The following is a 20,631-nucleotide window of genomic DNA, read 5'->3' as shown; positions in this document are numbered from 1 at the left end:
CGCGCGAGCGACGGCGCGACGCTGACCGTCCGTGAGGTGTCGGTCGAGGCCCGCTACGACAGCGACGGCGACGGGCTGACCGACAGCGAGGAGACGAACGGCTTCCGGGTCGGGACGGGCGAACGGATCTACACGAATCCGTACGAGGCGGATACGGACGGGGACGGAATCCCGGACGGGCAGGAGCTCGGTCGACGGACGGAGACGCAGGGACGGACGTACTACCTCAGGAACAGCGACCCGATCGAGGTCGATTCCGACGGGGACGGCCTCTCCGATTACGAAGAGACGTACGAGCGACAGTCGTACCGTGCGACGACCTCCGCCGAGCAGTCGCGGACGGTGCTGAACGCCGACTCCGCCGAGGAGATAGCGGGACTGATCGACCGACGCGAGGCGTCGACCGACCCGATGCTGTCGGATTCGGACCTCGACGGGCTCGCGGATGATCGCGAGGTGATGTTGAGCACGAATCCGAGCGCTCGTGACACCGACGGCGACGGGATCGACGACGGCGCGGAGGTTCGGAAGTGGAACACCGACCCGACGCTGCACGATTACCGACCGCCGGAGGTGACGATCCATTCGGCGAAGTTCGAGTCGCCCGGCTGCGGTGAGGACGGCTGCGATTCCAAAGCAGAGTACGCGATCCTCTATTCGGCCGAGGATCCGAGCGGTGTCGACCGGGTGGAGTTCGTGAAAGAGGGCGACGTTCGCGAGGCGGTCGTCCCGACCGGTCGGGCGCAGAACCTCGGCGGTCGCGTGTACTTCACCACGGGCTTCCTCGAATCGAGCGCCGACGCGGTCACCGGAACGACGGTCGACGTGAAGGCGACCGATACGCACGGGTCGGCGACGCGCACGGTCGCTTTGGAACGACAGAACTTCTACGGCAACCTCGCCGGGGAGCTGGACCACGCGAGCATCTACACGGTCGCCGCGGCCGACCAGCTCGCGCGGATTTCGGGGTTCGCATCGAGTTACGGGGCGCCCGTGCGTGGTGCGAAACAGTCCGCCGAGCAGGTGCCGGCACTGTACCGGACGCTGCGTGACGACCCGCTGTCGGTGCTGAATGGAGTCACAGAGATCCTCCGGGTGATGGAGAAGTACGGGATCCTCGATACGCTCGTCAAGGCGTTCGCGGGACCGTTGCAGGAGAAGCAGGAGACGAACAATCCGTACAACGAGGCGGAGAATCCCGAACTGTACACGACGTACAAGATCGCGTGGTATCAGGGGTACGCCGGCGGAAAGGTAACCCAGATCGTTCTCGGCGCGGGTGCGGCTAAGGCTGTCAAACAGTCGACGAAGCTGAAGAAACTCGACAAGGCGCTCGACGGGCGGTCGACGACGTATCGGGCGGTGAAGTCGGTGAAACAGCGGACGGACGCTGCAGAGGCGGTTGTTGCGACGAAACTGGTCCGTGGGACTGTGCGGGTCGGGGCGGGGACGATGCGTGGGGCTCGGAGTGTCGGCGCGAAGGCGAAAGTGTGGCGAGTGTCGACAAGGACTGATCTGGAACGAGCGAATTGTCTGACGTCGACCAGCAGGCAGTCGGCCGATTCGTCGCCCGCGAAGGCGACGATGGAGCGCGGGTGCTGGCTGATGGTGGTGACGATGCGCTGGCGGTGATCAGCCGGTTCGACGATGTCGACGCCGAACCGGTCGATCGATTGGCCGGCCTTCATCGGCGTGGAGAATTGAGTGAGCGCGACCTAAACCGGCTTGAGAGTGCGCTGGAGAGTGGTGAAATTGGTGGTGCTGAACTCCGGTGGAATACGCATCGTCGTGAGCCCACAGCCGCGGGGGTCGCGTGAGGCGTACCGTGCGTTCCGTCGCCACTTCGGATACGAGCACCCGCCCGAATGACACGCGAACAGGAGGGCTGAGCGCTCGTTGCGATCCACTTGCTGGACCGACGACGGCCGTCTCTCCGCCCGCTCACCGGATGTCCGCCCACTCTCGCGTCACAGCCGTTCCAACGTCCACTTCTGGTTGTCGCCGCCGACGTATCCCCACTGGTGAACGTTCGCCCCGTCGCCGGTCGAAGCGTTCTCCACGTCGAGTGCCTTCCCGCTGTGGCGGGCGAGCAGGCGGTAGCTGCCGTCGGCGTTCTCGGCGATCTCCCACTGCTGGTTGTCGCCGCCGACGTACTCCCACTGGTGGACGTTCGCGCCGTCGTCGGTCGAGGCGTTCTCGACGTCCAGCGCCTTCCCGCTGTGGACCGCCTCCAACTTGTAGTAGCCGTTCTCCAGGTCGGTGATCACCCACTTCTGGTTGTCGTCGCCGACGTACCCCCACTGGTGGACGTTCGCGCCGTCGCCGGTCGAAGCGTTCTCGACGTCCAGCGCCTTTCCGCTGTTGACGTTCCGGAGGACGTACGTCTCGCCCGACTCGATGTCGACGCTATCGCTCCCGTCCGAGGGAGCGATCCGCAGCGCGGCGCCGCCGCCGGCGCCCATCGACAGCGTCACCTCCTCGCCCGCGGCGACGTCGTAGTCCGAGACAACGACGCCGGTGGGGTTGGTGTCGACGCTCGTCTCCGGCGGGTCGGCGTACTCGGTGACCGTCCAGCCGCCGTCGCGGGTCGAGAGGAACGACAGCGGGACCGTCACGTCCCGGGCGGTGCCGTCGGTCATCGCGCCGACGTACCACTCGTCGCCGCTTCGCTTGGCCGTCACGACGTACTCGCCGACCGCGCCGTCGACGGCGACCGTCTCGTCCCAGCTCGTGGGCACCCGCTCGACGAACTCGAACGCCGGGACCGTGTCGTAGTTCTCGTTCGCCGCGTGGGCGTCCGTGAAGTCCGTGTAGGCCGCCGGGAACGGCGCGCCGGCGCCCGACTCGGTGACGCCGACCGTGTTGAGGTTCATCCCGCCCACGTCGTCGGCACCCAGCTCGATGCCGACCCTGTTGGCCCCCGCCTCCAGGTCGACCGAGACCGTGTGGACGGCCCAGTCGTCCCAGTAGCCGGTGAAGGGGGGCGCGAGCGGCTGCTCGGCGCCGTTGACCACCAGCGTCGCCTCGGGGCCGCCGTTGTCCCGGACGGCCTGGCGGTTGTCCTCCTCGTCGGCGGCGTACCGGACGTGGAGGTCGTAGCTCCCGGCGCTCGGGACGTTCCGCACGGTGAACCGGACGGTCGCCCCGTCCGGCTCGCGGTTCGGATCGATCGGGACGTAGTGGGCGCCGAACGCGTCGCGCCACGCGTCGGCGGTGATCATCCCGTCGAGCTTGCCGGACTGCGCCTGGACGAACTCGCCGACCTCGAAGGTGTGGTCGACGTACGCCTCTAGCCGGTCGGCGGCCATCTGGAGGCCCCCGAGGTAGGTCGGGTACATCGCCAGCTGCTTGGCGAGGGTCGTCTGGATCCGGTCGCCCTCGTCGTCGTTGAACGTGAGGTCGAAGATCCCCGGCTGGTAGCTGGCCGGCCCGGCGAGCAGCCGGGTGAACGGGAGCAGGACGTGGTGGTCGCGCCCGACGTTCGACGCCAGCGCGTCGAAGCCGTCGTACTCCTGGGCCTTCACGACCTCGCGTGCGCCGACGTTGGGGTAGGTGCGGATCTCGCCGGTCGGCTTGATCCCCTCGTGAACTTCGAGCATCTGCCTGCTCGCGGCCGCCTCCCGCATCACCAGTCGGTGGTGGTTGACCGCCGTCTGACAGTGCTGGTTGTGGCTCGCGGCCGAGCCGTCGCCCTCGAAGCCGAGGCCGGGGTCCTTCACGTAGCCGTTCTTGATCGACCGGATCCCCGCGGTTTCGTAGTCGCCGAAGATATCCGCGTTCAGGATCTCGTCCTCGTAGACGACGACGTTGCCGGCGGTCTCGTTGTGCATCGTCATCTCCACCGGCGTCGGGAGCCCGGCGCCGTAGTCGGTCACCGCCGGCACGTCGAAGTCCGGATAGGAGTCGTCGGTTCCCATCTCGAACCCCGTGCCGTCGCCGGGGTAGGTGTCCCACCCCTCGTTCCACCCCTCCGCGAGCACGCTGTCGACGCCGTGCTCGCTCGCGAACGTCATGTACCGCTTCATCCGCTCGGTGCGGGCGCCGTGGACGTACCGCGCCGGGTCGCCCCCGGCGTCGGAGACCTCCGCGTCGGTTTTGTACTCCCAGTTGGCGCTGCCGGCGATCATCGTCCACCAGATGCCGACGTACTTGCGGCCGTCGCCGATCCAGGAGGTGTCGCCGCCCGGGAACGCCGACTCGTCCAGCGGGGACGCGAGCAGCGGGATCAGCTGCGACTCGACGAGGTCGGTCGCGGTCGCGCCGACCTGGACCGTCCGCCACGGCGTCGCGTGCGGCGCCGAGGCGGCGACCTTCGTTCCGTCGGGCAGCGGGGCCAGCTCCGCCGCGAAGCGCGTCCCGCCGCCGTCGGAGACCGGTGCCAGCGACAGCGACGCGTAGTCGTCCAGGTCGGACTCGTGTACGCTCAGGTGCGTCCCGTCCCCCGCCCGCATCGTCAGCGGCGTGTGCGCGCCCCGGCGGACCGAGTTGTCGTTCGGTCCCGTCGTGTGCGAGCCGGCCGGGACGTCGCTCAGGGGCGTCTCGCGGTACTCCTGCTCGAACCGGGGGTTGGTGAACTCGTTCTCGATCCACCAGCTCGTGTAGTCGGCGGCGAACCGGAACTCGGTGTTCTCGGAGACGATCGTGAAGTCGCCGAAATCGTCGTCGAACACCACCCGGAAGCCGAGGCCGTCGTCGAACACCCGCACCTGGAGGTTCGCGGACCGACCCGGGCCGGCCGTCTCCTCCACCCCGAGCGTCAGGTATCCGTAGTCCTCGGAGACGGCGTCGAAGTCGCCCCACACGGGCGTCCACGTCTCCGTGGCCGTCCCCCGCTCGCTGCCGGTGACCGCGATCTCGGGACCGCTGCCGTCGATGGCGGTGCCGAACGGCTCCTGGCCGGCGAAGTCGAAGCCGATCGGCGAGGGGTCGACGTACGTCGTCCCGCCGGCGGCGACCTCGTACGTCGGCACCCCGGTACGTAGATCGACCGTCACCTCGATCGAGCCGTCCGGCGAGGTGACGGACTGGACGGCCGAGTCGTCGCCGCTCGTGACCTGCGCGGCCGCCGATCCCGGAACCTCCGCCGAGTACGCCGTCGCAGCCAACAGTCCCGCGATCCCGCCGACGAACCCCCGCCGGCTGACGCGGCCGCCGTCTCCGTGCTCGGTATCCTCTGACATGGAGTACCGATGCGATAGCGAAAAACTATAATAAATGTTTCTGTAGTCCGAGGAGAAAACTGGAGGACGTAACGGAGATAACGTGTCGGTCGTCGAGCGCGAACGGACGGCCGCCGGCAGGCGACGGGAGAACCGTGAAGTGTGCACCCCCCGATCGACGCTCATGACCGACACGGACGGCGTCGCCGTCGGCGGCTCGCCCGGCGACGCGCCGTCGGAGCCACCGCCCGGCGACGTGTACGACCGCTGGAGCCGGCATCCCCGTGCGATGGACCTGCTGTACGCCGTCGCGTTCCTCGGCCGGGGCCGGACGGTCCGCCGCCGCTCGCTGGCGGCGCTCGACCTCGACGCCGGCGAGCGCGTCCTGGAGGTGGGGTGCGGCGACGGCCGAACCCTCGACGCGTTAGCGGACGGCGTCGGCCCCGGGGGAGCCGTGGTCGGCCTCGACGCCAGCCGCGGGATGACCCGCGCCGCCGCCGACCGGACCGCCGACCGCGACGCCGTCGAGGTCGTCCGGGGCGACGCCAGACGGCTCCCGGTCCCCGAGGGGTCGATCGACGGGGCGTACGCGGCGATGTCGCTGTCGGCGGTGCCGGACCCGGCGGCCGCGGTCGAGGCGGTTCACGACGCGCTCCGGCCGGGCGGCCGGTTCGTCGTCCTCGACGCGCAGCCGTTCCCGCGGTGGCCGCTGCGGGCGCTCAACGCCGTCACGGTGCCGCTGGCGCGCCGGCTCACCGACTGGGTCCCCGAGGTCGACCTCCGGGAGGCCTTGGAGGGGCGGTTCGCCCGCGTCGACGTGTCGACGTTCAACGGCGGGTCGATCCTGATCGTCCGCGCCGAGCGCGCCGACCGCGACCGGGACGGGTGAACGACCCGGCCGGGCGTCGGCGGGCCGCGTTCCGCCGCCTACGCCTCGGCGACGAGCGAGAGGTAGCCCACCCGACGGTCCTCGACGGCCTCCTCCAGGTCGTGGACGCCGTCGAGGAGGCGCTCGCCGCGCTCGCCCATGGCACCCAGCAGCGTCTCGTAGTCGACCGCCGCGCGGACGCGGTCGCGCATCTCCAGCAGGTCCTCGGGGTGGTCGCGGCGGTCGACGACCGTCAGCCCCGCGTCCTCGACGGCGTCGACCAGTCGCTCGCGTCGGCGGTCGCCGTCGAGACACAGCGTTCGCTCGATCACGCCGGGGAGCGCGGGGAGGTCGCCGTCGACCACCACGTCCGAGAGCGCGAGGCGGCCCTCCGGCGCGAGGGTGCGGGCGACGTCCGCGAGGGCGCCGTCGAGGTCGTCCGCGAGACACAGCACGCACTCCGCCAGCGCCACGTCGACGGCGCCGTCGGCGACCGGGAGCGCCGCGAGGTCGCCCCGGACGGTCGCCGTCCCGGGCACGCGGTCGGGCGAGCGGTCGATCCCCGCCGCCGTGGCGCCGCGGTCGCGGGCCTGCGCCAGCGCCGTCCCCGCGCCGCAGCCCACGTCGAGCAGGCGAGTTCCTTCGCCGACGCCCGCGCGGTCGAGCAGGTCCGCGGTCGCCTCGCGCCCGCCCGGGTGGAGCGGGCCGCCGAGCACCGTCCCGAGCGCCCCCCAGGGGTTCTCCAGGGCCGCGGTCAGGAGTCCCCGCATCCTACTCGGCCCCGCACGAGTCGCACCCGCACCCGCCGTCGGTGACGGCCCCGTCGGCGGCCGTCCCCTCCCCGCCCGCGTCGTCGTCGTCGGCGACGCCGCTCGCCGGGTCCCCGGTCATCGCCCCGTCGCCGTCGTCGCCCGCGTCGGGCGCCGCGGGCAGGTCCGCGTCGACGCCCGTCCGCGCGGTCTCGCCGCCCCAGCCGTTGCGGGTGCGGAGGGCGTACTCGCCGTCCTCGGTCGTCATGTTGTAGCCGCAGAAGGGGACGAGGTCGCCGTCGGGCGTCGGCACGGAGACGCAGCAGTTGTCCAGCCGCTCCACGTCGGCGGCGTCGGCGTCCATGAACCCCGTGAACGACACCGGGAGCACCCGGTCGAGGATCTCGTCGGCGCCCGCCGGGAGATCGAGCCCGCAGCAGCCGGCCGTCGAGCAGGCCCGCTCGCCCGCGGTCTTCGTGTTCGCCAGCAACTCCATCCAGTCGGCCTCGTCGACCAGCCCCGAGAGCGCGCCGAAGGTGTCGTCGTCGAGCAGCCCCGTGAGCGCGAGCGGGTCGCCGTCCCCCTCGCTCGGCTTCAGCACCGTCGCCATCTGGCAGTACGACGAACAGCAGGGGATCGGCAGCATGTCCCGCGTGTCGACGGCGTCTACTTGCTCGGCGAGCGCCCGGGCGGCGTCGTCGAGCGCGAACCGGCCGTCGTGTTCCCCGTAGCGGCCGAAGTGCGCGACCGGCTGGAAGTTGATCGACTCCACGACGTCGACGTTGTCGAGCCCGAACTCGACGATGTCGCCCATCCGATCCGCGTTCACGCCGGGCACGACCGTCGGCACCAGCACGACCGAGAGGTCCGCCTCCCGGCACGCCTCGACGGCCTCGCGCTTGGCCGCCGCCAGGTCCGCGCCGCGGATCGACTCGTGGGCGTCGCCGTCGCCGTGGCTGTCGACGTCGTCGAACTGGAGGTAGATCGCCGTCACGCCGGCGTCGGCGAGCCGTTCGGCGTACCCCGCCTCGTTCGCCAGCCGGAGGCCGTTCGTGTTCACCTGGACGTGCTCGAACCCCATCCCGCGGGCCGCCCCGACCAGCTCCGGCAGGTCGTCGCGGACGGTCGGCTCGCCCCCGGAGAACTGGATCGGCCGGGGGCCGCCCGCGGCCTTGACGGTTTCCAGGAGGTCGACCACCTCGGACTCGGGGAGGTGATCGCCGCCGGGGCCGGAGCCGGCGAAGCAGAAGGAACACGAGAGGTTGCAGTCGGTCGTCACCTCGACGACCGCGAGGCAGGCGTGGTCGGCGTCGACGGTCAGCTCCCCCTCGTCGACGCCGACCTCGGAGGCGAACTCCGGACCGAGCTCGCCCGCCCACGCCCAGTGGTCGACCGACCCCCACACCTTCCGGCTGGCGACGCCGTGGTCCGGGCACTCGCGGGTGAGGTAGACGCTCCCGTCCCGGGCCTCGTAGCGGCCGGGGACGCGTTCGAGACAGGTCGGACAGAGGCTCGTCGTCGTGTCGAGTTCCTCCGGTCCCTCGGTGGACATACGACGGCGTAGGCCCACCCCGTCATAGTTCTGTGGCGTGTGTTCGCCGGACGGTCGGACCGCGGAACCCTTTTTCAGTCGGCGACCCTCGCCCGGCTATGAGCGACTCCCCGCGGGACGGCTCGCGAGCCGAGGACGGCGTCGCCCCCGGCTCCGCGGGCGGGGGTTCCGGGGCGGAGGCGAACGCCGCGGGCGTCGCCGCCGCGCCGGCGGACCCGCTCGCGTGCGCGCGCCGGCTCCTCGATTCGACCCGCTCCGGCGAGGGGGTCGACGACGCGCTGGCGGCGCTTTCCTCCCTCCGCGAGTCGGCACTGGCGCCGGTCCGCGAGGACCGCGCCGCCGCGCTCGCGTTCTGGTGCAACCTCTACAACGCCGGGACGCAGGTGCTGCTCGACCGCCACCCCGAACGGTACGAGAGTCCCCTCCGGTTGGTGCGGTTCTTCGGGACCGACTGCGTCGCCGTCGCGGGGACGCCGCTGAGCCTCGACGACATCGAACACGGGATCCTCCGGGGGTCGCGCTCCAAGTACGGGCTGGGGTACCTCCCGCGGCTCCCCGTCGTGAGCGTCGGGGCCTTCGAGCGCCGCTACCGGCTGTCCGAGCCGGACCCGCGGGTCCACTTCGCGCTCAACTGCGGCGCCGCGAGCTGTCCGGCCATCCGGTACTACGAGCGCGACCGGATCGACGAGCAGCTCGACCTCGCGACCGAGGCGTATCTGGACGCGACCGTCGAGTACGACCCCGGGGCGGGCGTCGTCCGGGTGCCGCGGGTGATCCGCTGGTACGCCGGCGACTTCGACGACCCGGTCGCGTTCCTGAAGCGGTACGGAACGGTCCCCGCCGACGCGGACCCGCGAGTCCGGTACCGCTCCTGGGACTGGTCGCGCGCCCCCGGCAAGTTCGCCGACGGGGCGGAGTAGGGCGCGCGACGGAACGGAGCGAGCCCGCCGCACGGGCGAGCGCCGCGGGCGTCAGGCCCGCGCGTCCTGCGAGAGGTCGAACGCGAGATCCACGACCGCGATCCCCAGCGCGAGGGACTCGACTGACACCCCGAGCACCGTCCCCGCCGGCTCGATCACGTCCAGCAGGAGGAACGCGATCAGCACGGCGTTCGACGGGGCGTGTTCGATCCCGGCGTAGCCGAGCGGGTCGCGTCCCCGCCGGAGCCGGTACTCGTCGTACACGTCCTTCAGCAGGGAGCCGACGAGGATCGCCAGCAGGAGCCACCCCGGGAACCGTCCCAGCAGCACGACGATCCCCCCGTAGACGGCGAGCGAGAGCACGCCGAAGGCGACGTAGTGCCACGCCCTGGCGACGAGTCGCTCGCGGACGGTGAGCCCCGACGTCCCGTGCGGCACGGCCCGACGCTTCGCCGGGCGGGACCGAAAGCGCGTCGGACGGGGCCGTCGTTCGGCGACGGTACGCGCGGCCCGAACATCGAAGTGCCGGACCCGCGAAGGGCCGCTCGATGCCCTCCCTGCTGGAACGACTGCTCGGCGACGACACGCCGGACGAACAGGTCGACCTCGAATCGCGTCAGGAGACCGCCGACGGGGCGCTGCGGGACGCCGTCGACCGCGCCGGCTACGCGGTCGAGGACTGCGGCGTCACGGGTATCGCGGTCGTCAACGAGGGGCCGGACGGCGAGCCGGTGGTCGTCCCCGTCGGGCGGTTCTCGCTCGGCGAGGACGTCGAGGAGCCGGACCGCGACCTCGTGTGGGACCTCGTCGGCGAGGCCGCCGCGGCGCTACACGGCCCGTTCGACGACGTGTACGTGCGCCACTACGACGTACAGTTCACCTTCGACGGCGACGAGCTGTTCGAGGCCGAGGAGTGCCGGCGGGTGTTGCTCACGACCGAGCTCGTCGACCGCTTCGCGACGGACCCCGGCTTCGCGGTCGCCGACCTCCGCGCCGCCGTCGAGGCGGCCGACGACATCGACGACGAGGTCGCCCCCGTCGCGTGGGGCGAGCCGGTCGACTACAGCCGGTCGAACGGCGCCGCGGTCGTGGTGGGCGGGACGGCCGCCGCGGCGGCCGCGAGTGCGGGCGCCGCCACCTGTGCGGGGGCCGGCGCGGCGGCGGGCGCGGGCGGCGGCGCCTGCTGACCGCCCCGTTCTCCGCCGACCGCCGACGGCCCGCGATCCCCGCTGAGACATGTACTCCTGCCGGCATTTCGTACTACTGTAGCCACGCACACAGTTATGTCCGAGTCACGCGTGAACGTACCATGGAGATCCGAGCCGCGGTTGTCGAGGAGGAGGGCGGCCCATTCGACGTACAGACGCTCGAACTCGGGGAGCCGGAGCCCGACGAGGTGCTCGTCCGCGTCGTCGGGGCGGGCGTGTGTCACACCGACATGATCGTCCGCGATCAGGAGTACCCGTCGCCGCTGCCGATCGTCCTCGGGCACGAGGGGTCCGGCGTCGTCGAGGCAGTCGGGTCGTCGGTGACGGCGGTCGAGCCGGGCGACCGGGTGGTGATGACGTTCGACTCCGACGACGCCTGCCCCCACTGCCGGGACGGTCACCCGGCCTACTGCGAGGAGTTCTTCGCGTACAACTTCGGCGGCACCCGCCCCGACGGGAGCACGCCGCTCTCGCGCGACGGGGAGCCGGTCCACGGGCGGTTCTTCGGGCAGTCGTCGTTCGCCACCCACGCGATGGCGACCGAGCGAAACGTCGTCCCCGTCGACGACGACGTGCCGCTGGAGTTGCTCGGCCCGCTCGGGTGCGGGATCCAGACCGGCGCCGGCGGCGTCATCAACTCGCTGGACCCGCAGGCCGGGTCGTCGATCGTCGTCTTCGGCGCCGGCTCGGTCGGGCTCTCCGCGGTGATGGCGGCCGACCTGAAAGGGTGTATAGACGTCGTCTCGGTCGACCTGAAGCGGAACCGCCTGGAGAAGGCCGCCGAGCTGGGCGCGACGGCGACGATCGACCCCGCCGAGGTGGACGACGTCGTCGCCGCGGCGAACGAGGCGGTCGACGGCGGCGTCGAGTACGCCCTGGAGACGACCGGGGTTCCGGAGGTTGCCGAGCAGGCGGTCGAATCGCTCTCCCAGCGGGGAACCGCCGGCATCATCGGCGCCCCGCCGCTGGGCACCGAGGCCAGCTACGACGTGAACGACCTGATCATCAACGGCCGCACCGTCACGGGGATCGTCGAGGGCGACTCGAACCCCTCGGAGTTCATTCCCGACCTGATCGAGCTGTACCGCCAGGGGAAGTTCCCGTTCGACGAGATCGTCACGTACTACGACTTCGACGACATCGAGGAGGCGGTCGCGGACTCCGAGTCCGGCGAGACGATCAAGCCCGTGCTGCGTGTGAGCGAGCCCTGACGCGGTCGGTGGACGGGGGTAGGCGGGACGGTCCGTCGCCCGGCCCCGCCGCCCGGACCCCGTTAGAACTCGTCGATCACCGGAATGCCGACGGTGTCGAAGTCGGTCATCGCCGAGAGCTTGTCGTTCACGTCGTCCAGCGACACCGTCTCGCTGACGACGGCGCTGGGGTCGAGTTTGTCCCGGGCGACCATCCGGAAGATCTCGTCGTAGCGCGTCGGCGGCAGGCCCAGCGAGCCGACGAACTCGATCTCCTTCATGACCATCACGTCCGTCGGGACCCCGACCGTCCCCTCCTCCTCGGAGGTGGTGAGGCCGATCTGGACGTGCGTGCCGCGCGTGCCGAGGCTGAGCACGGAGTTGCGGCACGTCTCGGCGATCCCGAGCGCGTCGACGGAGACGTGACAGCCGCCGCCCGCGAGCGCCTGCACCGCCCCCGGCACGTCGTCCGCCTCGCCGGCGTTGACGGTCTCGGCCGCGCCGAGGTCCTCGGCCGTCGAGAGCTTGTCGTCGTCGAGGTCGACGGCGACGACGTTGGCGCCGAGGGCGTCCGCGATGTGGACCGCCGAGAGGCCGACGCCGCCGCAGCCGTGGACCGCGACCCAGTCGCCGGCCTCGACGGGCGCGCGGTGGGCCAGCCCGTGGAAGGCGGTCATGAACCGGCAGCCCAGCCCCGCCATGTCGACGGAGCCGACGCCGTCGGGGAGGTGGACGAGGTTGTGGTCGGCCGCGGGGACGTGGACCAGTTCCGCGAACGCGCCGGGAACCGGCTCGACGAACCCCAGCGGCATCGGGTTCTCGCAGGTGTTCCCGTGGCCGGTCCGGCACTGCATGCAGGTGCCGTCGCCGAGGTTGAACGGGACGGCGACGTGGTCGCCCTCGGCGAAGTTCGTCACGTCCTCGCCGACGGCGGCGACGCGGCCCGCCGGCTCGTGGCCCAGGATCTGCCCCGGCTGCGGCTGGATGCCCAGCCAGTCCCAGTCTCCCTGCCAGCCGTGCCAGTCGGAGCGACACACGCCGCACGCCTCCACCTCGACGACCACGCCGTCCGGCTCCGGCTCCGGCTCGTCGACCTCCGTTACGTCGAGCGGTTCGCCGTGCTCGCGCAGGACTGCTGCTCGCATGACACGCGATAGTTGACCACAATTGACATAACCGTTCCTGCCGGTTGGGGCCGCCGCGGGTCGGCGGACGCCGGTCCGTGGTGGTGGTCGTTCCGACCGGCGTCGCCGACGGGTCGCTCCGGGGCCGGAGCGGTCACGGGCCAGCAGTTATACCGACCCGACCCCTGTATCCGTGGATGACTGGATCTGTCGTCCGACGGCTCGCCCGCCGCCGGAGCCGACGCGGTCCCCCCGCCACAGCCGGTTGCTCCGCCGACGACGGTTTCCGTACAGGCGGCGGTCGCCGCGGTGGCGACGCCGACCCGGCGTCGACGGGGGTGACCTGACCCGTGCCGGCGCGGACGGTCTACTTCACGGGTCCCGGCGAGGTCGAGGTGCGCGAGTCGACGCCGGCGGACCCCGCCCCCGGCGAACTCGCCGTCGAGGCGACCGTCTCGGCGATCAGCCCGGGGACGGAGCTGCTCCTCTACCGCGGCGAGATGAACCCGGAGACGGCGGCCGACGAGACGCTGGACTCGCTGTCGGGGTCGCTCACGTACCCGTTCCCGTACGGCTACGCCACCGTCGGGACGGTGACCGGCGTGGGACCGGGCGTCGACCCCGACTGGTACGGCGAGACGGTCCTCGCGTTCCACCCGCACGCCTCCGAGTTCGTCGTCGACGTGGACGCGGTGAGCCGCGTCCCGGACGGCGTCCCGCCCGAGCGGGCGGTGTTCCTCCCGAACGTCGAGACGGCCGTGACGCTGGCGCTCGACGGCGAGCCGGCGGTCGGCGAACGCGCCGCGGTGTTCGGCCAGGGCGTCATCGGCCTGTTGACGACGGCCGTGCTGTCGTCGTTCCCGCTGGACTCGCTCGTCACGGTCGAGTGCCTCCAGACCCGGCGGCGGCTCTCGACGGCGATGGGCGCCGACCGGAGCGTCCCCCCGGCGGAACTGGACCCGGCGACGCTGTTCGCGACCGGGGCGAGCGAGCCCGGCGGGGGCGCCAGGTTCGGATCGGGCTCCGGGCCCGGCTCCCCCGCCGACGGCCGGGACGCCGCATCCGGCCCGGACCGGGCGGACCTCACGTACGAGCTGTCGGGCAACCCCGACGCCCTCGACGACGCCGTCGCGACGACCGGCTACGCCGGCCGGGTCGTCGTCGGGTCGTGGTACGGCACCAAGCCCGCCGAACTGTCGCTCGACGGGCGCTTCCACCGCAGCCGGATCGAACTGCGCGCCAGCCAGGTGAGCACGCTCGCCCCCGAGCGCCGGGGGCGGTGGACCGTCGCCCGCCGCCTCGCGACCGCGTGGCGCCGGCTGGGCGACATCGCGACCGACCGGCTCGTCACGCACCGGATCCCGGTCGACGAGGCGCCGAGGGCGTACCGACTCCTCGACGAACGGCCGGACGAGGCGGTGCAGGTGCTGTTGACCTACTGACCCGCCGGTCCCGCGTCCGCGGGACGCGCCTCGGGCCGCCGGTCACTCGCGGCCGTCGCCGACGACGCGGTCGACGTCCCACCTGTGTCTCCCGCCCTCCCGTGCCGATCCGGTCCGGAACTCGATCCGGGCGCCGCCGTCGTCGTCGAGCGTCGCCGCCACCTCCCAGCCGTGGGCCTCGGCCACGTCCCGGACGATGGCGAGCCCCAGTCCCGTCGCGTCGGCGTCGGCGGTGGCGCCGTACTCGAACAGCCGCTCGGGGTCGGCCGCGTCGAAGCCGGCGGCGTCGTCGGCGACGGAGAAGCCGTCGCCGTCGTCGAGCGGGGAGACGGTGACCGTCGCGTCCGGGTCGCCGGTGGCGACGGCGTTCCCGAACAGGTTCTCGAACACGGTTCGCAGCCGACCGGGGTGGGCCTCGACGACGACGTCGTCGGGGCACCGCAGGGTCCCCGGGGCCGGATTCTCCTCCCACACCGACCGCGCGACGGCGGCGACCGACACCGGCTCGGTCGCGTCGGTCAGCTCTCCCTCGCGCACCATGTCGAGGAGGCTGTCGATGAGGCGGTCCATCCGCCCGACCGCCCGCCCGACCGCGTCGAGGTGGCGGGCGTCGCCCTCGGCGCCCTCGACGTAGTCGAGGTGCCCGGCGGCGATGGTGACGGGGTTGCGGAACTCGTGGGCGACGATGCCGGCGAACCGGTCGAGGCGCTCGTTCTTGCGCTCCAGGCGGCGCTCGCGCTCCGCGCGCTCCAGCGCGGCCTCGGTGTTGGCCGCGAGCACCTTCGCGAGCGCCACGTCCGCCTCGTCGATCGCGTCGGTCTCCAGCGTCCCGAGCGAGAGCACGCCGCGGTCGCCGAGGGGACACACCAGCATGCTCCCCTCGCCGGACCGCTCGACCCCGTCGTCGATCTCGCGGACGTCCCGGTACGCCCGACACTCGCCGGCGTCGAGCGCCTCCCACTGGACGGACTCGCCGCGCGGGTAGTCCCGACGGTCGCCCGCGGCGTCGACGACGGCCTCCGAGTACGCCACCGGGACGAGCCGCGGGGGCGACGGCTCCACCAGCCTGACGCTGTTGAGATCGAACCCGAGCACGTCCTCGGCGGCGTCGGTCGCGACCGCCGCGACCTCCTCGGCGGACTCGGCCGCCAGCATCCGACGCGTCGCGGCGTGGAGGTGCCGGAGCGGCCCCGTCAGGTTCGCGTCCGTGCCCGCGCCGGATCCGGGGCCCCCCGACGACCCCACGGGTTCGTTCGACATTCGCGTCGGCCGTCGCTGGGCACCCTCCCGACTTGAGGATATCGATGCCGGTATCGTGGCTGATACCCGGGGATTCGGTGCGCTCGGGACGCCTCCGGACGGCTCCCGAGGCGACCGATCGGGGGTCGCGTCGCCGACGGCTACGGTCCCTTCGGCCCCCGGACGGCGGCGGCCGTCCCCGTCACGTCCCCCGGCTGGCGAAACCTTTGAACGCGGTGCCCCGTTAGCGAGTCACATCGTGGACCGACGGACGCTGGTCACCGCGGCGCTGGCCCTCCTGGCGGTGCTCGCGCTCGGCGTCGCCGCGGCCACGCTCGACTCGGCGACGACGACCGCCAGCGGCGGGTTCGGCGCCGGGGGCTCCCCCGACGACGTCGGGGCCGCCGAGGACAGCGACGGCGCGGTGGACCTCGGCGGCGACCCGGCCGCCGGCGAGACGCGGTTCCAGGTGCGCGTCTGCGTCGAGTTCCTCACGCTGCCGCTCGTGCAGGCGTTACTGACCCTGGGGGTCGTCGTCTTCCTGCTCGCGATGTACCGGACGACGCGCTCGTGGGTGATCAGCGGCATGTTCGTCGCGGCGGCGCTGTTCCCGCTGGGCGTGCTGTACCTGGGGCTCGTCTCCTGCGGGAGCGCGCCCACCGAGCTGGCGATCGGGTTCGCCCGGCGGGCTGCCGAGAACGCCTCGGTGCTCCCGAGCGGCGGCGGCTCCGCCGGGTCCGGCGCCGACGGCGAGGCGGTGTCGGCGCCGACGGCGCTCGTGGGCCTGCTGCTGGTCGTCGCCATCCTCGGGAGCGTCCTCCTGCTGTTCGTCTCGACCGGGGACGACGAGGAGGCGCTGGCCGACGAGCCGCCCGAGCCGCCGGCGCCCGAGCGCCGCCGCGAGGTCGGGCGCCGCGCCGGGGAGGCGGCCGACCGGCTGGAGGGCGACGCCGACCTGGAGAACGAGGTGTACCGGGCGTGGCGCGAGATGACGGGCGCGCTCGCGGTGGAGAACCCCCGCTCGACGACGCCCGCGGAGTTCGCCGAGGCGGCCGTCGACGCCGGGATGGCCCGCGCGGACGTCGAGGCGCTCACCGGGGCGTTCGAGGCGGTCCGCTACGGCGGCGAGCCCGCGACGCCCGAGCGCGAGCGCGAGGCGGTCGCGGCGCTGCGACGCATCGAGGAGACGTACGCGGGCGGGGACGCCGAGATCGACGGCGACGACTCCGGCGACGGCGGCGACACGGGCGCCCTCGGCGACGGCGACCGCGGAGGTGGGGTCCGGTGAGGGCGACCGCGGCGCTGGGGGTCGCGGCGGTGGCCTTCGGGTTCGTCGTCGTCGTCCAGCGCGGGCTGGCGGGGCTGTTCGACCTGACGTACGTGTTCGTCACCGGCGCTGGCGTGCTGGCGCTGGTGCAGGGGCTCCGGTACGCCAACGAGGCGCGGACCGCCGAGCGCCGCGCGACCGAGACGGGCGACCCGGAGGAGCGCTACGAGGTGCCGACCCCCGGCGACGCGGACGACGACCTCATCTCCCGGCGCGGGTTCTCCCGCGCGAGCGTCAAGCGCCGCCGGGAGTTCCGCCGGCACCTCCGCGAGGTCGCCGTCGAGACGCTCCGCACGCGGGGCGACTACGGCGACGAGGAGGCGGAGTCCGCCGTCGACGACGGCGAGTGGACGGACGACCCGGTCGCGGCGTGGTTCGTGGGGGCCGACGTCCGCCCGCCGCGGGCGGCCCGGCTCCGGCGCCTCCTCGGCTCGGACGTGGAGTTCCGCTTCGCCGCCGCCAGGACCGTCGACGCGCTCGTCGCCGCCCGCGGGGGCGAGCGGACGGACGGCGAGGCCGCCGCGGCGACGACGGACGACGGGTCCCGGAGCGTCGACGCCGTCGGCCGACGCCTCGTCGCGGCCCGGCGTGCGGGTCGCCGCCGCGTCGCCGCCGCCCGCGACGCGCTCGCGGAGGTGCGCCGGTGAGCGGGCGCGCGGACCGGACCGGCGCGACGGGGGGCAGCGGCCGGAACGTCGACCCGCTGGAGCGGGTCCGCCCCCGCGGGGTCGTCCCGACCGGCCGGTGGACGGGGATGGCGGCGCTCGCGCTCGTCCCGGTGGGGCTGGGCGTGCTCCTGCGGCACCCGCCGCTGGTGCTGGTGGGCGCGCTCGGCGTCGCCTTCGCCGCCTACGCCCGCGGCGACGCGGCGCCCGAGCTCGACGTGACGCTGGAGCGGGAGCTGTCGGACCCGACGCCCGACCCCGGCGACGAGGTGACCGTCACGCTGCGCGTGCGCAACGACGGCGGCGGCGTCCTCCCGGACCTGCGGCTGGTCGACGGCGTCCCGGCCGCGCTGGCGAGCGAGCGCCCGGCGCGCCTCGGCACCGCGCTCCGGCCGGGCCGGACCGCGACCCTGCGGTACGCCGTCACCGCGGTCAGGGGCGCCCACGAGTTCGACCCCGTCCACCTGCTCGCGCGCAACCCCAGCGGCTCGCGCGAGCGCGACGCCCGTCTGGAGGCCGAGGGCGCGACCACGATCCGGTGTACGCCGGAGCTGGAGGCGTCGGCGTCGCTCCCGCTGCGGGGGCTCACGACGGTGTACTCGGGGCGGGTCCCCACCGACGTCGGCGGGGCCGGCCTGGAGTTCCACTCGACCCGCGAGTACCGCCACGGCGACCCCGCCAAGCGGGTGAACTGGGCGCGGTACGCCCGGACCGGGGAGCTGTCGACGCTCCAGTTCCGCGAGGAGCGCGCCGCGACCGTCGTCGTCTGCATCGACGCCCGCGAGGAGGCGTACCGCGCGCCCGACGGGGAGTCGGCCAACGCCGTCGAGCGTGGCGTCGAGGCGGCGACGGTGGCGGTGCCGGCCCTGCTCGACAGCGGCGACCGGGTGGGGATCGCCGCCTTCGGCCCCGGCGACTGCTGGCTCTCGCCGGGCGTCGGCGACGACCACGCCGCCCGCGCCCGCGACCTGCTGGCGACGCACCCGGCGCTGGCGCCGACGCCGAGCGGCGAGCGGTTCCTCCCGACGACGTGGCTGCGGCGGTTCCGCCGCCGGCTGCCGGCGGACGCGCAGGTGCTGTTCTGTACGCCGCTTCCGGACGACTACGCCGTGACGGTCGCCCGCCGGCTCGACGCCCACGGCCACGCGGTGACGGTGATCGCGCCCGACGCGACCGCCGACGACACGCCCGGCCACCGCCTCGCCGGCGTGGAGCGGGCGAACCGCGTCTCGCGGCTCCGCGCGGCGGGCATCCGCGTGCTCGACTGGGGCGAGGAGTCGCTGGCGACGGAACTGGAGCGCGCCGCCGCGCGGTGGTCGCGGTGACGGTCACCCGCACGCCCCCGCGGCTGGGCGTCGCGCTCGCGGCGCTGTCGGCGGCCGTCGGCGCGGCGGCGCTGGGGCTCGCCTCGCCCTCGGCGGCCGGCCTCGCGGCCGTCGGCGTCGCGCTGGTCGCCGTCGGCACGCTCGTCGGGTCGCGCCGCGTGCTCGGCGCCGGCGCCGTCTCGCTCGTCGCGGGCGTGCTGGTGGCCGGCGGGCTGGCGGGCGCCGGACCCGGGCCGTTGCTGACTGGCGGGATCGCGGCGGCGCTGTCGTGGGACCTGGGCGAACACGCGATCGGCCTCGGCGAGCAGTTGGGGCGCGAGACGGACGTGACGCGCAACCTCGCGACGCACGCGGCCGCGTCGCTCGCGGTGGGCGCGGTCGCGGGCGCGGTGACGTTCGGCGTCTACGTCGCCGCCGCCGGGGGACAGCCGGTCGTCGCGCTCGTGTTCCTGCTCGTGGGGGCCGTCGCGCTGGTGAGCGCGCTGCGGTAGGCGGACGGGGGACGCGTTCCCCGACGACGCTACCCGGCCGGATCGGCGCCGCCGTCCTGCACGGTCGGCACCGCCACGCGGTCGAGCACGGCCGCGAGCACGTCCGCCTTCGCCACGTCGTCGACCGTCGCGTCGGGCGTGAGCACGAGCCGGTGGGCGAGCACGGGCGTCGCCACGCGCTTCACGTCGTCGGGCGTGACGAACTCCCGGCCGGCGAGCGTCGCGGCCGCGCGGGCGGCCTCGAACAGCCGCTGGGTGCCCCGCGGGGAGACGCCCACCTCGACGCGGCGGTCCCCCCGGGTCGCCCGCGTCACGGCGGCCATGTACTCCAGCAGGTCGTCGTGGACGCGGACGGACTCGGGGGCCGCGCGGGCGCCCTTCACCCGTTCCTCGTCGAGCACGCGCTCGACGCTGGGGTCCTGTTCGACGCGCCCCGCGCGGCGCCGGAGGAGTTCGACCTCGCCCGCCAGGTCGGGGTAGCCCATCGACGTCTTCACGGTGAATCGGTCCAGTTGGGCCTCCGGCAGCGGGAAGTTGCCGGCCTGCTCGACGGGGTTCTGCGTCGCGATCAGGAAGAACGGCTCCGGGAGCGCGTAGGTGGTGCCGTCGACGGTCACCTGCTCCTCCTCCATCGCCTCCAGCAGCGCCGCCTGCGTCTTCGGCGGCGCGCGGTTGATCTCGTCGGCGAGGACGACGTTCGCGAAGATGGGGCCCTCGCTGAACTCGAACTCGCCGGTGCCCTCGTCGTAGACGGTGGTGCCGGTCACGTCCGACGGGAGGAGGTCGGGCGTGAACTGCACGCGCGAGAACGAGAGGCCCAGCGCCGTCGCCATCGACCGCGCGGTGAGCGTCTTGCCGGTGCCGGGGACGTCCTCGATGAGCACGTGGCCCCTGGAGAGCAGGCCCAGGAGGATGTCCTCGAAGAAGGCGTCCTCGGCGACGATGGCGGCGCGGAGGGTATCGAGCACGTCCTCGCAGGCCGCGCTCGCGTCGGGAACGTCCATGCGGGACGGGCGCACTCGACGGGGAATAAGCCCCGGGGTTCCGTCCGGGAGGCGGTGACAGGGATCGGTCGAACCGAAACGGTTTACAGGCTGACCGCCCGACGTGGAGGTGAGCCGAGGTAGCCTAGCCTGGCCAAGGCGGCAGATTCGAAATCTGCTGTCCATTCGGACTCGGGAGTTCAAATCTCTCCCTCGGCGCTTCTGGCGGCACACTGCGACGAACGGTGAGCGGAGCGAACCGTGAGGAGCCGTGCCGCCGAACGACCTCCGGGGGGATTTGAACACGGAAGACGCAGCGCCGAGCGAAGCGAGGCGACCGTCTTCAGGAGTTCAAATCTCTCCCTCGGCGCTTCTAGGAGGCGCAACGT

17 protein-coding genes and 1 tRNA gene are annotated in these 20,631 nt (G+C 73.1%); 11 read left to right on the top strand and 7 right to left on the bottom strand.

The window, feature by feature from the left end:
* Positions 1-36 precede the first annotated feature (36 nt).
* On the top strand, positions 37-1,632 hold the full coding sequence (locus ACQUQ1_RS12465; protein ID WP_435064625.1) for a hypothetical protein: 1,596 nt from the start codon (positions 37-39) through the stop codon (positions 1,630-1,632).
* A gap of 335 nt (positions 1,633-1,967) precedes the next feature.
* On the opposite strand, the gene ACQUQ1_RS12460 is transcribed toward ACQUQ1_RS12465, so the two are convergent.
* Entirely contained in the window at positions 1,968-5,180 is a 3,213-nt protein-coding gene (locus ACQUQ1_RS12460) for a glycoside hydrolase family 97 catalytic domain-containing protein (RefSeq protein WP_435064624.1), read from the bottom strand.
* Positions 5,181-5,343: 163 nt separating this feature from the next.
* Between ACQUQ1_RS12460 and ACQUQ1_RS12455 the strand changes: the two genes are divergently transcribed.
* Positions 5,344-6,048: a class I SAM-dependent methyltransferase gene (locus ACQUQ1_RS12455; protein WP_435064623.1), complete on the top strand. Its 705-nt coding sequence runs from the start codon at positions 5,344-5,346 to the stop codon at positions 6,046-6,048.
* Positions 6,049-6,086: 38 nt separating this feature from the next.
* Here the strand turns inward: ACQUQ1_RS12455 and ACQUQ1_RS12450 are convergent, their stop codons facing one another.
* Both ACQUQ1_RS12450 and ACQUQ1_RS12445 read right to left on the bottom strand, forming a co-directional pair.
* Complete coding sequence (locus tag ACQUQ1_RS12450; RefSeq protein ID WP_435064622.1) at positions 6,087-6,797, bottom strand: class I SAM-dependent methyltransferase; 711 nt, start codon at positions 6,795-6,797, stop codon at positions 6,087-6,089.
* 1 nt (position 6,798) lies between these two features.
* On the bottom strand, positions 6,799-8,328 hold the full coding sequence (locus ACQUQ1_RS12445; protein WP_435064621.1) for a radical SAM protein: 1,530 nt from the start codon (positions 8,326-8,328) through the stop codon (positions 6,799-6,801).
* Between the two features lie 98 nt (positions 8,329-8,426).
* Here ACQUQ1_RS12445 and ACQUQ1_RS12440 point away from each other — a divergent pair, with 98 nt between their 5' ends.
* Entirely contained in the window at positions 8,427-9,248 is an 822-nt protein-coding gene (locus tag ACQUQ1_RS12440) for a DUF547 domain-containing protein (RefSeq protein WP_435064620.1), read from the top strand.
* Between the two features lie 51 nt (positions 9,249-9,299).
* On the opposite strand, the gene ACQUQ1_RS12435 is transcribed toward ACQUQ1_RS12440, so the two are convergent.
* Positions 9,300-9,686, bottom strand: coding sequence for a hypothetical protein (locus ACQUQ1_RS12435; protein WP_435064619.1), 387 nt, complete (start codon positions 9,684-9,686; stop codon positions 9,300-9,302).
* A 110-nt stretch (positions 9,687-9,796) separates the two neighbouring features.
* Here ACQUQ1_RS12435 and ACQUQ1_RS12430 point away from each other — a divergent pair, with 110 nt between their 5' ends.
* Together ACQUQ1_RS12430 and ACQUQ1_RS12425 are read left to right on the top strand one after the other, a co-directional pair.
* Complete coding sequence (locus ACQUQ1_RS12430; RefSeq protein ID WP_435064618.1) at positions 9,797-10,435, top strand: hypothetical protein; 639 nt, start codon at positions 9,797-9,799, stop codon at positions 10,433-10,435.
* 122 nt (positions 10,436-10,557) lie between these two features.
* Positions 10,558-11,667, top strand: a complete 1,110-nt coding sequence (locus tag ACQUQ1_RS12425; protein ID WP_435064617.1) for an NAD(P)-dependent alcohol dehydrogenase — start codon at positions 10,558-10,560, stop codon at positions 11,665-11,667.
* A gap of 62 nt (positions 11,668-11,729) precedes the next feature.
* Here ACQUQ1_RS12425 and ACQUQ1_RS12420 read toward each other — a convergent pair whose 3' ends face one another.
* The gene (locus tag ACQUQ1_RS12420) at positions 11,730-12,791 is read right to left on the bottom strand and encodes a zinc-dependent alcohol dehydrogenase family protein (RefSeq protein WP_435064616.1); all 1,062 of its coding nucleotides are present in this window, start codon (positions 12,789-12,791) and stop codon (positions 11,730-11,732) included.
* 329 nt (positions 12,792-13,120) lie between these two features.
* Here ACQUQ1_RS12420 and ACQUQ1_RS12415 point away from each other — a divergent pair, with 329 nt between their 5' ends.
* Positions 13,121-14,212 (top strand): oxidoreductase, encoded by a 1,092-nt coding sequence (locus ACQUQ1_RS12415; protein ID WP_435064615.1) that lies wholly within the window; start codon positions 13,121-13,123, stop codon positions 14,210-14,212.
* Between the two features lie 42 nt (positions 14,213-14,254).
* On the opposite strand, the gene ACQUQ1_RS12410 is transcribed toward ACQUQ1_RS12415, so the two are convergent.
* Positions 14,255-15,472: a sensor histidine kinase gene (locus ACQUQ1_RS12410; RefSeq protein ID WP_435064614.1), complete on the bottom strand. Its 1,218-nt coding sequence runs from the start codon at positions 15,470-15,472 to the stop codon at positions 14,255-14,257.
* A gap of 238 nt (positions 15,473-15,710) precedes the next feature.
* Between ACQUQ1_RS12410 and ACQUQ1_RS12405 the strand changes: the two genes are divergently transcribed.
* Genes ACQUQ1_RS12405 through ACQUQ1_RS12390 form a run of 4 tightly spaced genes read left to right on the top strand, consistent with a single transcriptional unit; the run spans position 15,711 to position 19,259 of the window.
* Positions 15,711-16,739: a DUF4129 domain-containing protein gene (locus ACQUQ1_RS12405; RefSeq protein ID WP_435064613.1), complete on the top strand. Its 1,029-nt coding sequence runs from the start codon at positions 15,711-15,713 to the stop codon at positions 16,737-16,739.
* The gene (locus tag ACQUQ1_RS12400) at positions 16,736-17,425 is read left to right on the top strand and encodes a DUF7269 family protein (protein WP_435064612.1); all 690 of its coding nucleotides are present in this window, start codon (positions 16,736-16,738) and stop codon (positions 17,423-17,425) included. Before ACQUQ1_RS12405 ends, ACQUQ1_RS12400 begins: the two co-directional genes overlap by 4 nt.
* Entirely contained in the window at positions 17,422-18,768 is a 1,347-nt protein-coding gene (locus ACQUQ1_RS12395; protein WP_435064611.1) for a DUF58 domain-containing protein, read from the top strand. Before ACQUQ1_RS12400 ends, ACQUQ1_RS12395 begins: the two co-directional genes overlap by 4 nt.
* Positions 18,765-19,259 carry a DUF7519 family protein gene (locus ACQUQ1_RS12390; RefSeq protein ID WP_435064610.1) on the top strand — a complete coding sequence of 165 codons (495 nt, stop codon included), beginning with the start codon at positions 18,765-18,767 and terminating at the stop codon, positions 19,257-19,259. The genes ACQUQ1_RS12395 and ACQUQ1_RS12390 overlap by 4 nt, the downstream gene beginning before the upstream one ends.
* 29 nt (positions 19,260-19,288) lie before the next feature.
* Here the strand turns inward: ACQUQ1_RS12390 and ACQUQ1_RS12385 are convergent, their stop codons facing one another.
* Positions 19,289-20,263 (bottom strand): AAA family ATPase, encoded by a 975-nt coding sequence (locus ACQUQ1_RS12385; protein ID WP_435064609.1) that lies wholly within the window; start codon positions 20,261-20,263, stop codon positions 19,289-19,291.
* A 113-nt stretch (positions 20,264-20,376) separates the two neighbouring features.
* Here ACQUQ1_RS12385 and ACQUQ1_RS12380 point away from each other — a divergent pair.
* Positions 20,377-20,461 (top strand) — tRNA-Ser (locus ACQUQ1_RS12380).
* Positions 20,462-20,631 lie beyond the last annotated feature (170 nt).

It is taken from the genome of Halobaculum sp. EA56 (genome assembly GCF_051195075.1).
In the GTDB taxonomy this organism is placed as follows: Archaea; Halobacteriota; Halobacteria; order Halobacteriales; family Haloferacaceae; genus Halobaculum.
This window is presented reverse-complemented; position numbering and strand designations above follow the sequence as displayed.

Excerpts from the sequence above, each read along its gene's own strand:
- ACQUQ1_RS12460 (WP_435064624.1), bottom strand. The coding sequence starts at position 5,180 with ATGTCAGAGGATACCGAGCACGGAGACGGCGGCCGCGTCAGCCGGCGG.
- ACQUQ1_RS12455 (WP_435064623.1), top strand. The coding sequence starts at position 5,344 with ATGACCGACACGGACGGCGTCGCCGTCGGCGGCTCGCCCGGCGACGCG.
- ACQUQ1_RS12450 (WP_435064622.1), bottom strand. The coding sequence starts at position 6,797 with ATGCGGGGACTCCTGACCGCGGCCCTGGAGAACCCCTGGGGGGCGCTC.
- ACQUQ1_RS12445 (WP_435064621.1), bottom strand. The coding sequence starts at position 8,328 with ATGTCCACCGAGGGACCGGAGGAACTCGACACGACGACGAGCCTCTGT.
- ACQUQ1_RS12440 (WP_435064620.1), top strand. The coding sequence starts at position 8,427 with ATGAGCGACTCCCCGCGGGACGGCTCGCGAGCCGAGGACGGCGTCGCC.
- ACQUQ1_RS12430 (WP_435064618.1), top strand. The coding sequence starts at position 9,797 with ATGCCCTCCCTGCTGGAACGACTGCTCGGCGACGACACGCCGGACGAA.
- ACQUQ1_RS12425 (WP_435064617.1), top strand. The coding sequence starts at position 10,558 with ATGGAGATCCGAGCCGCGGTTGTCGAGGAGGAGGGCGGCCCATTCGAC.
- ACQUQ1_RS12420 (WP_435064616.1), bottom strand. The coding sequence starts at position 12,791 with ATGCGAGCAGCAGTCCTGCGCGAGCACGGCGAACCGCTCGACGTAACG.
- ACQUQ1_RS12410 (WP_435064614.1), bottom strand. The coding sequence starts at position 15,472 with ATGTCGAACGAACCCGTGGGGTCGTCGGGGGGCCCCGGATCCGGCGCG.
- ACQUQ1_RS12385 (WP_435064609.1), bottom strand. The coding sequence starts at position 20,263 with ATGGACGTTCCCGACGCGAGCGCGGCCTGCGAGGACGTGCTCGATACC.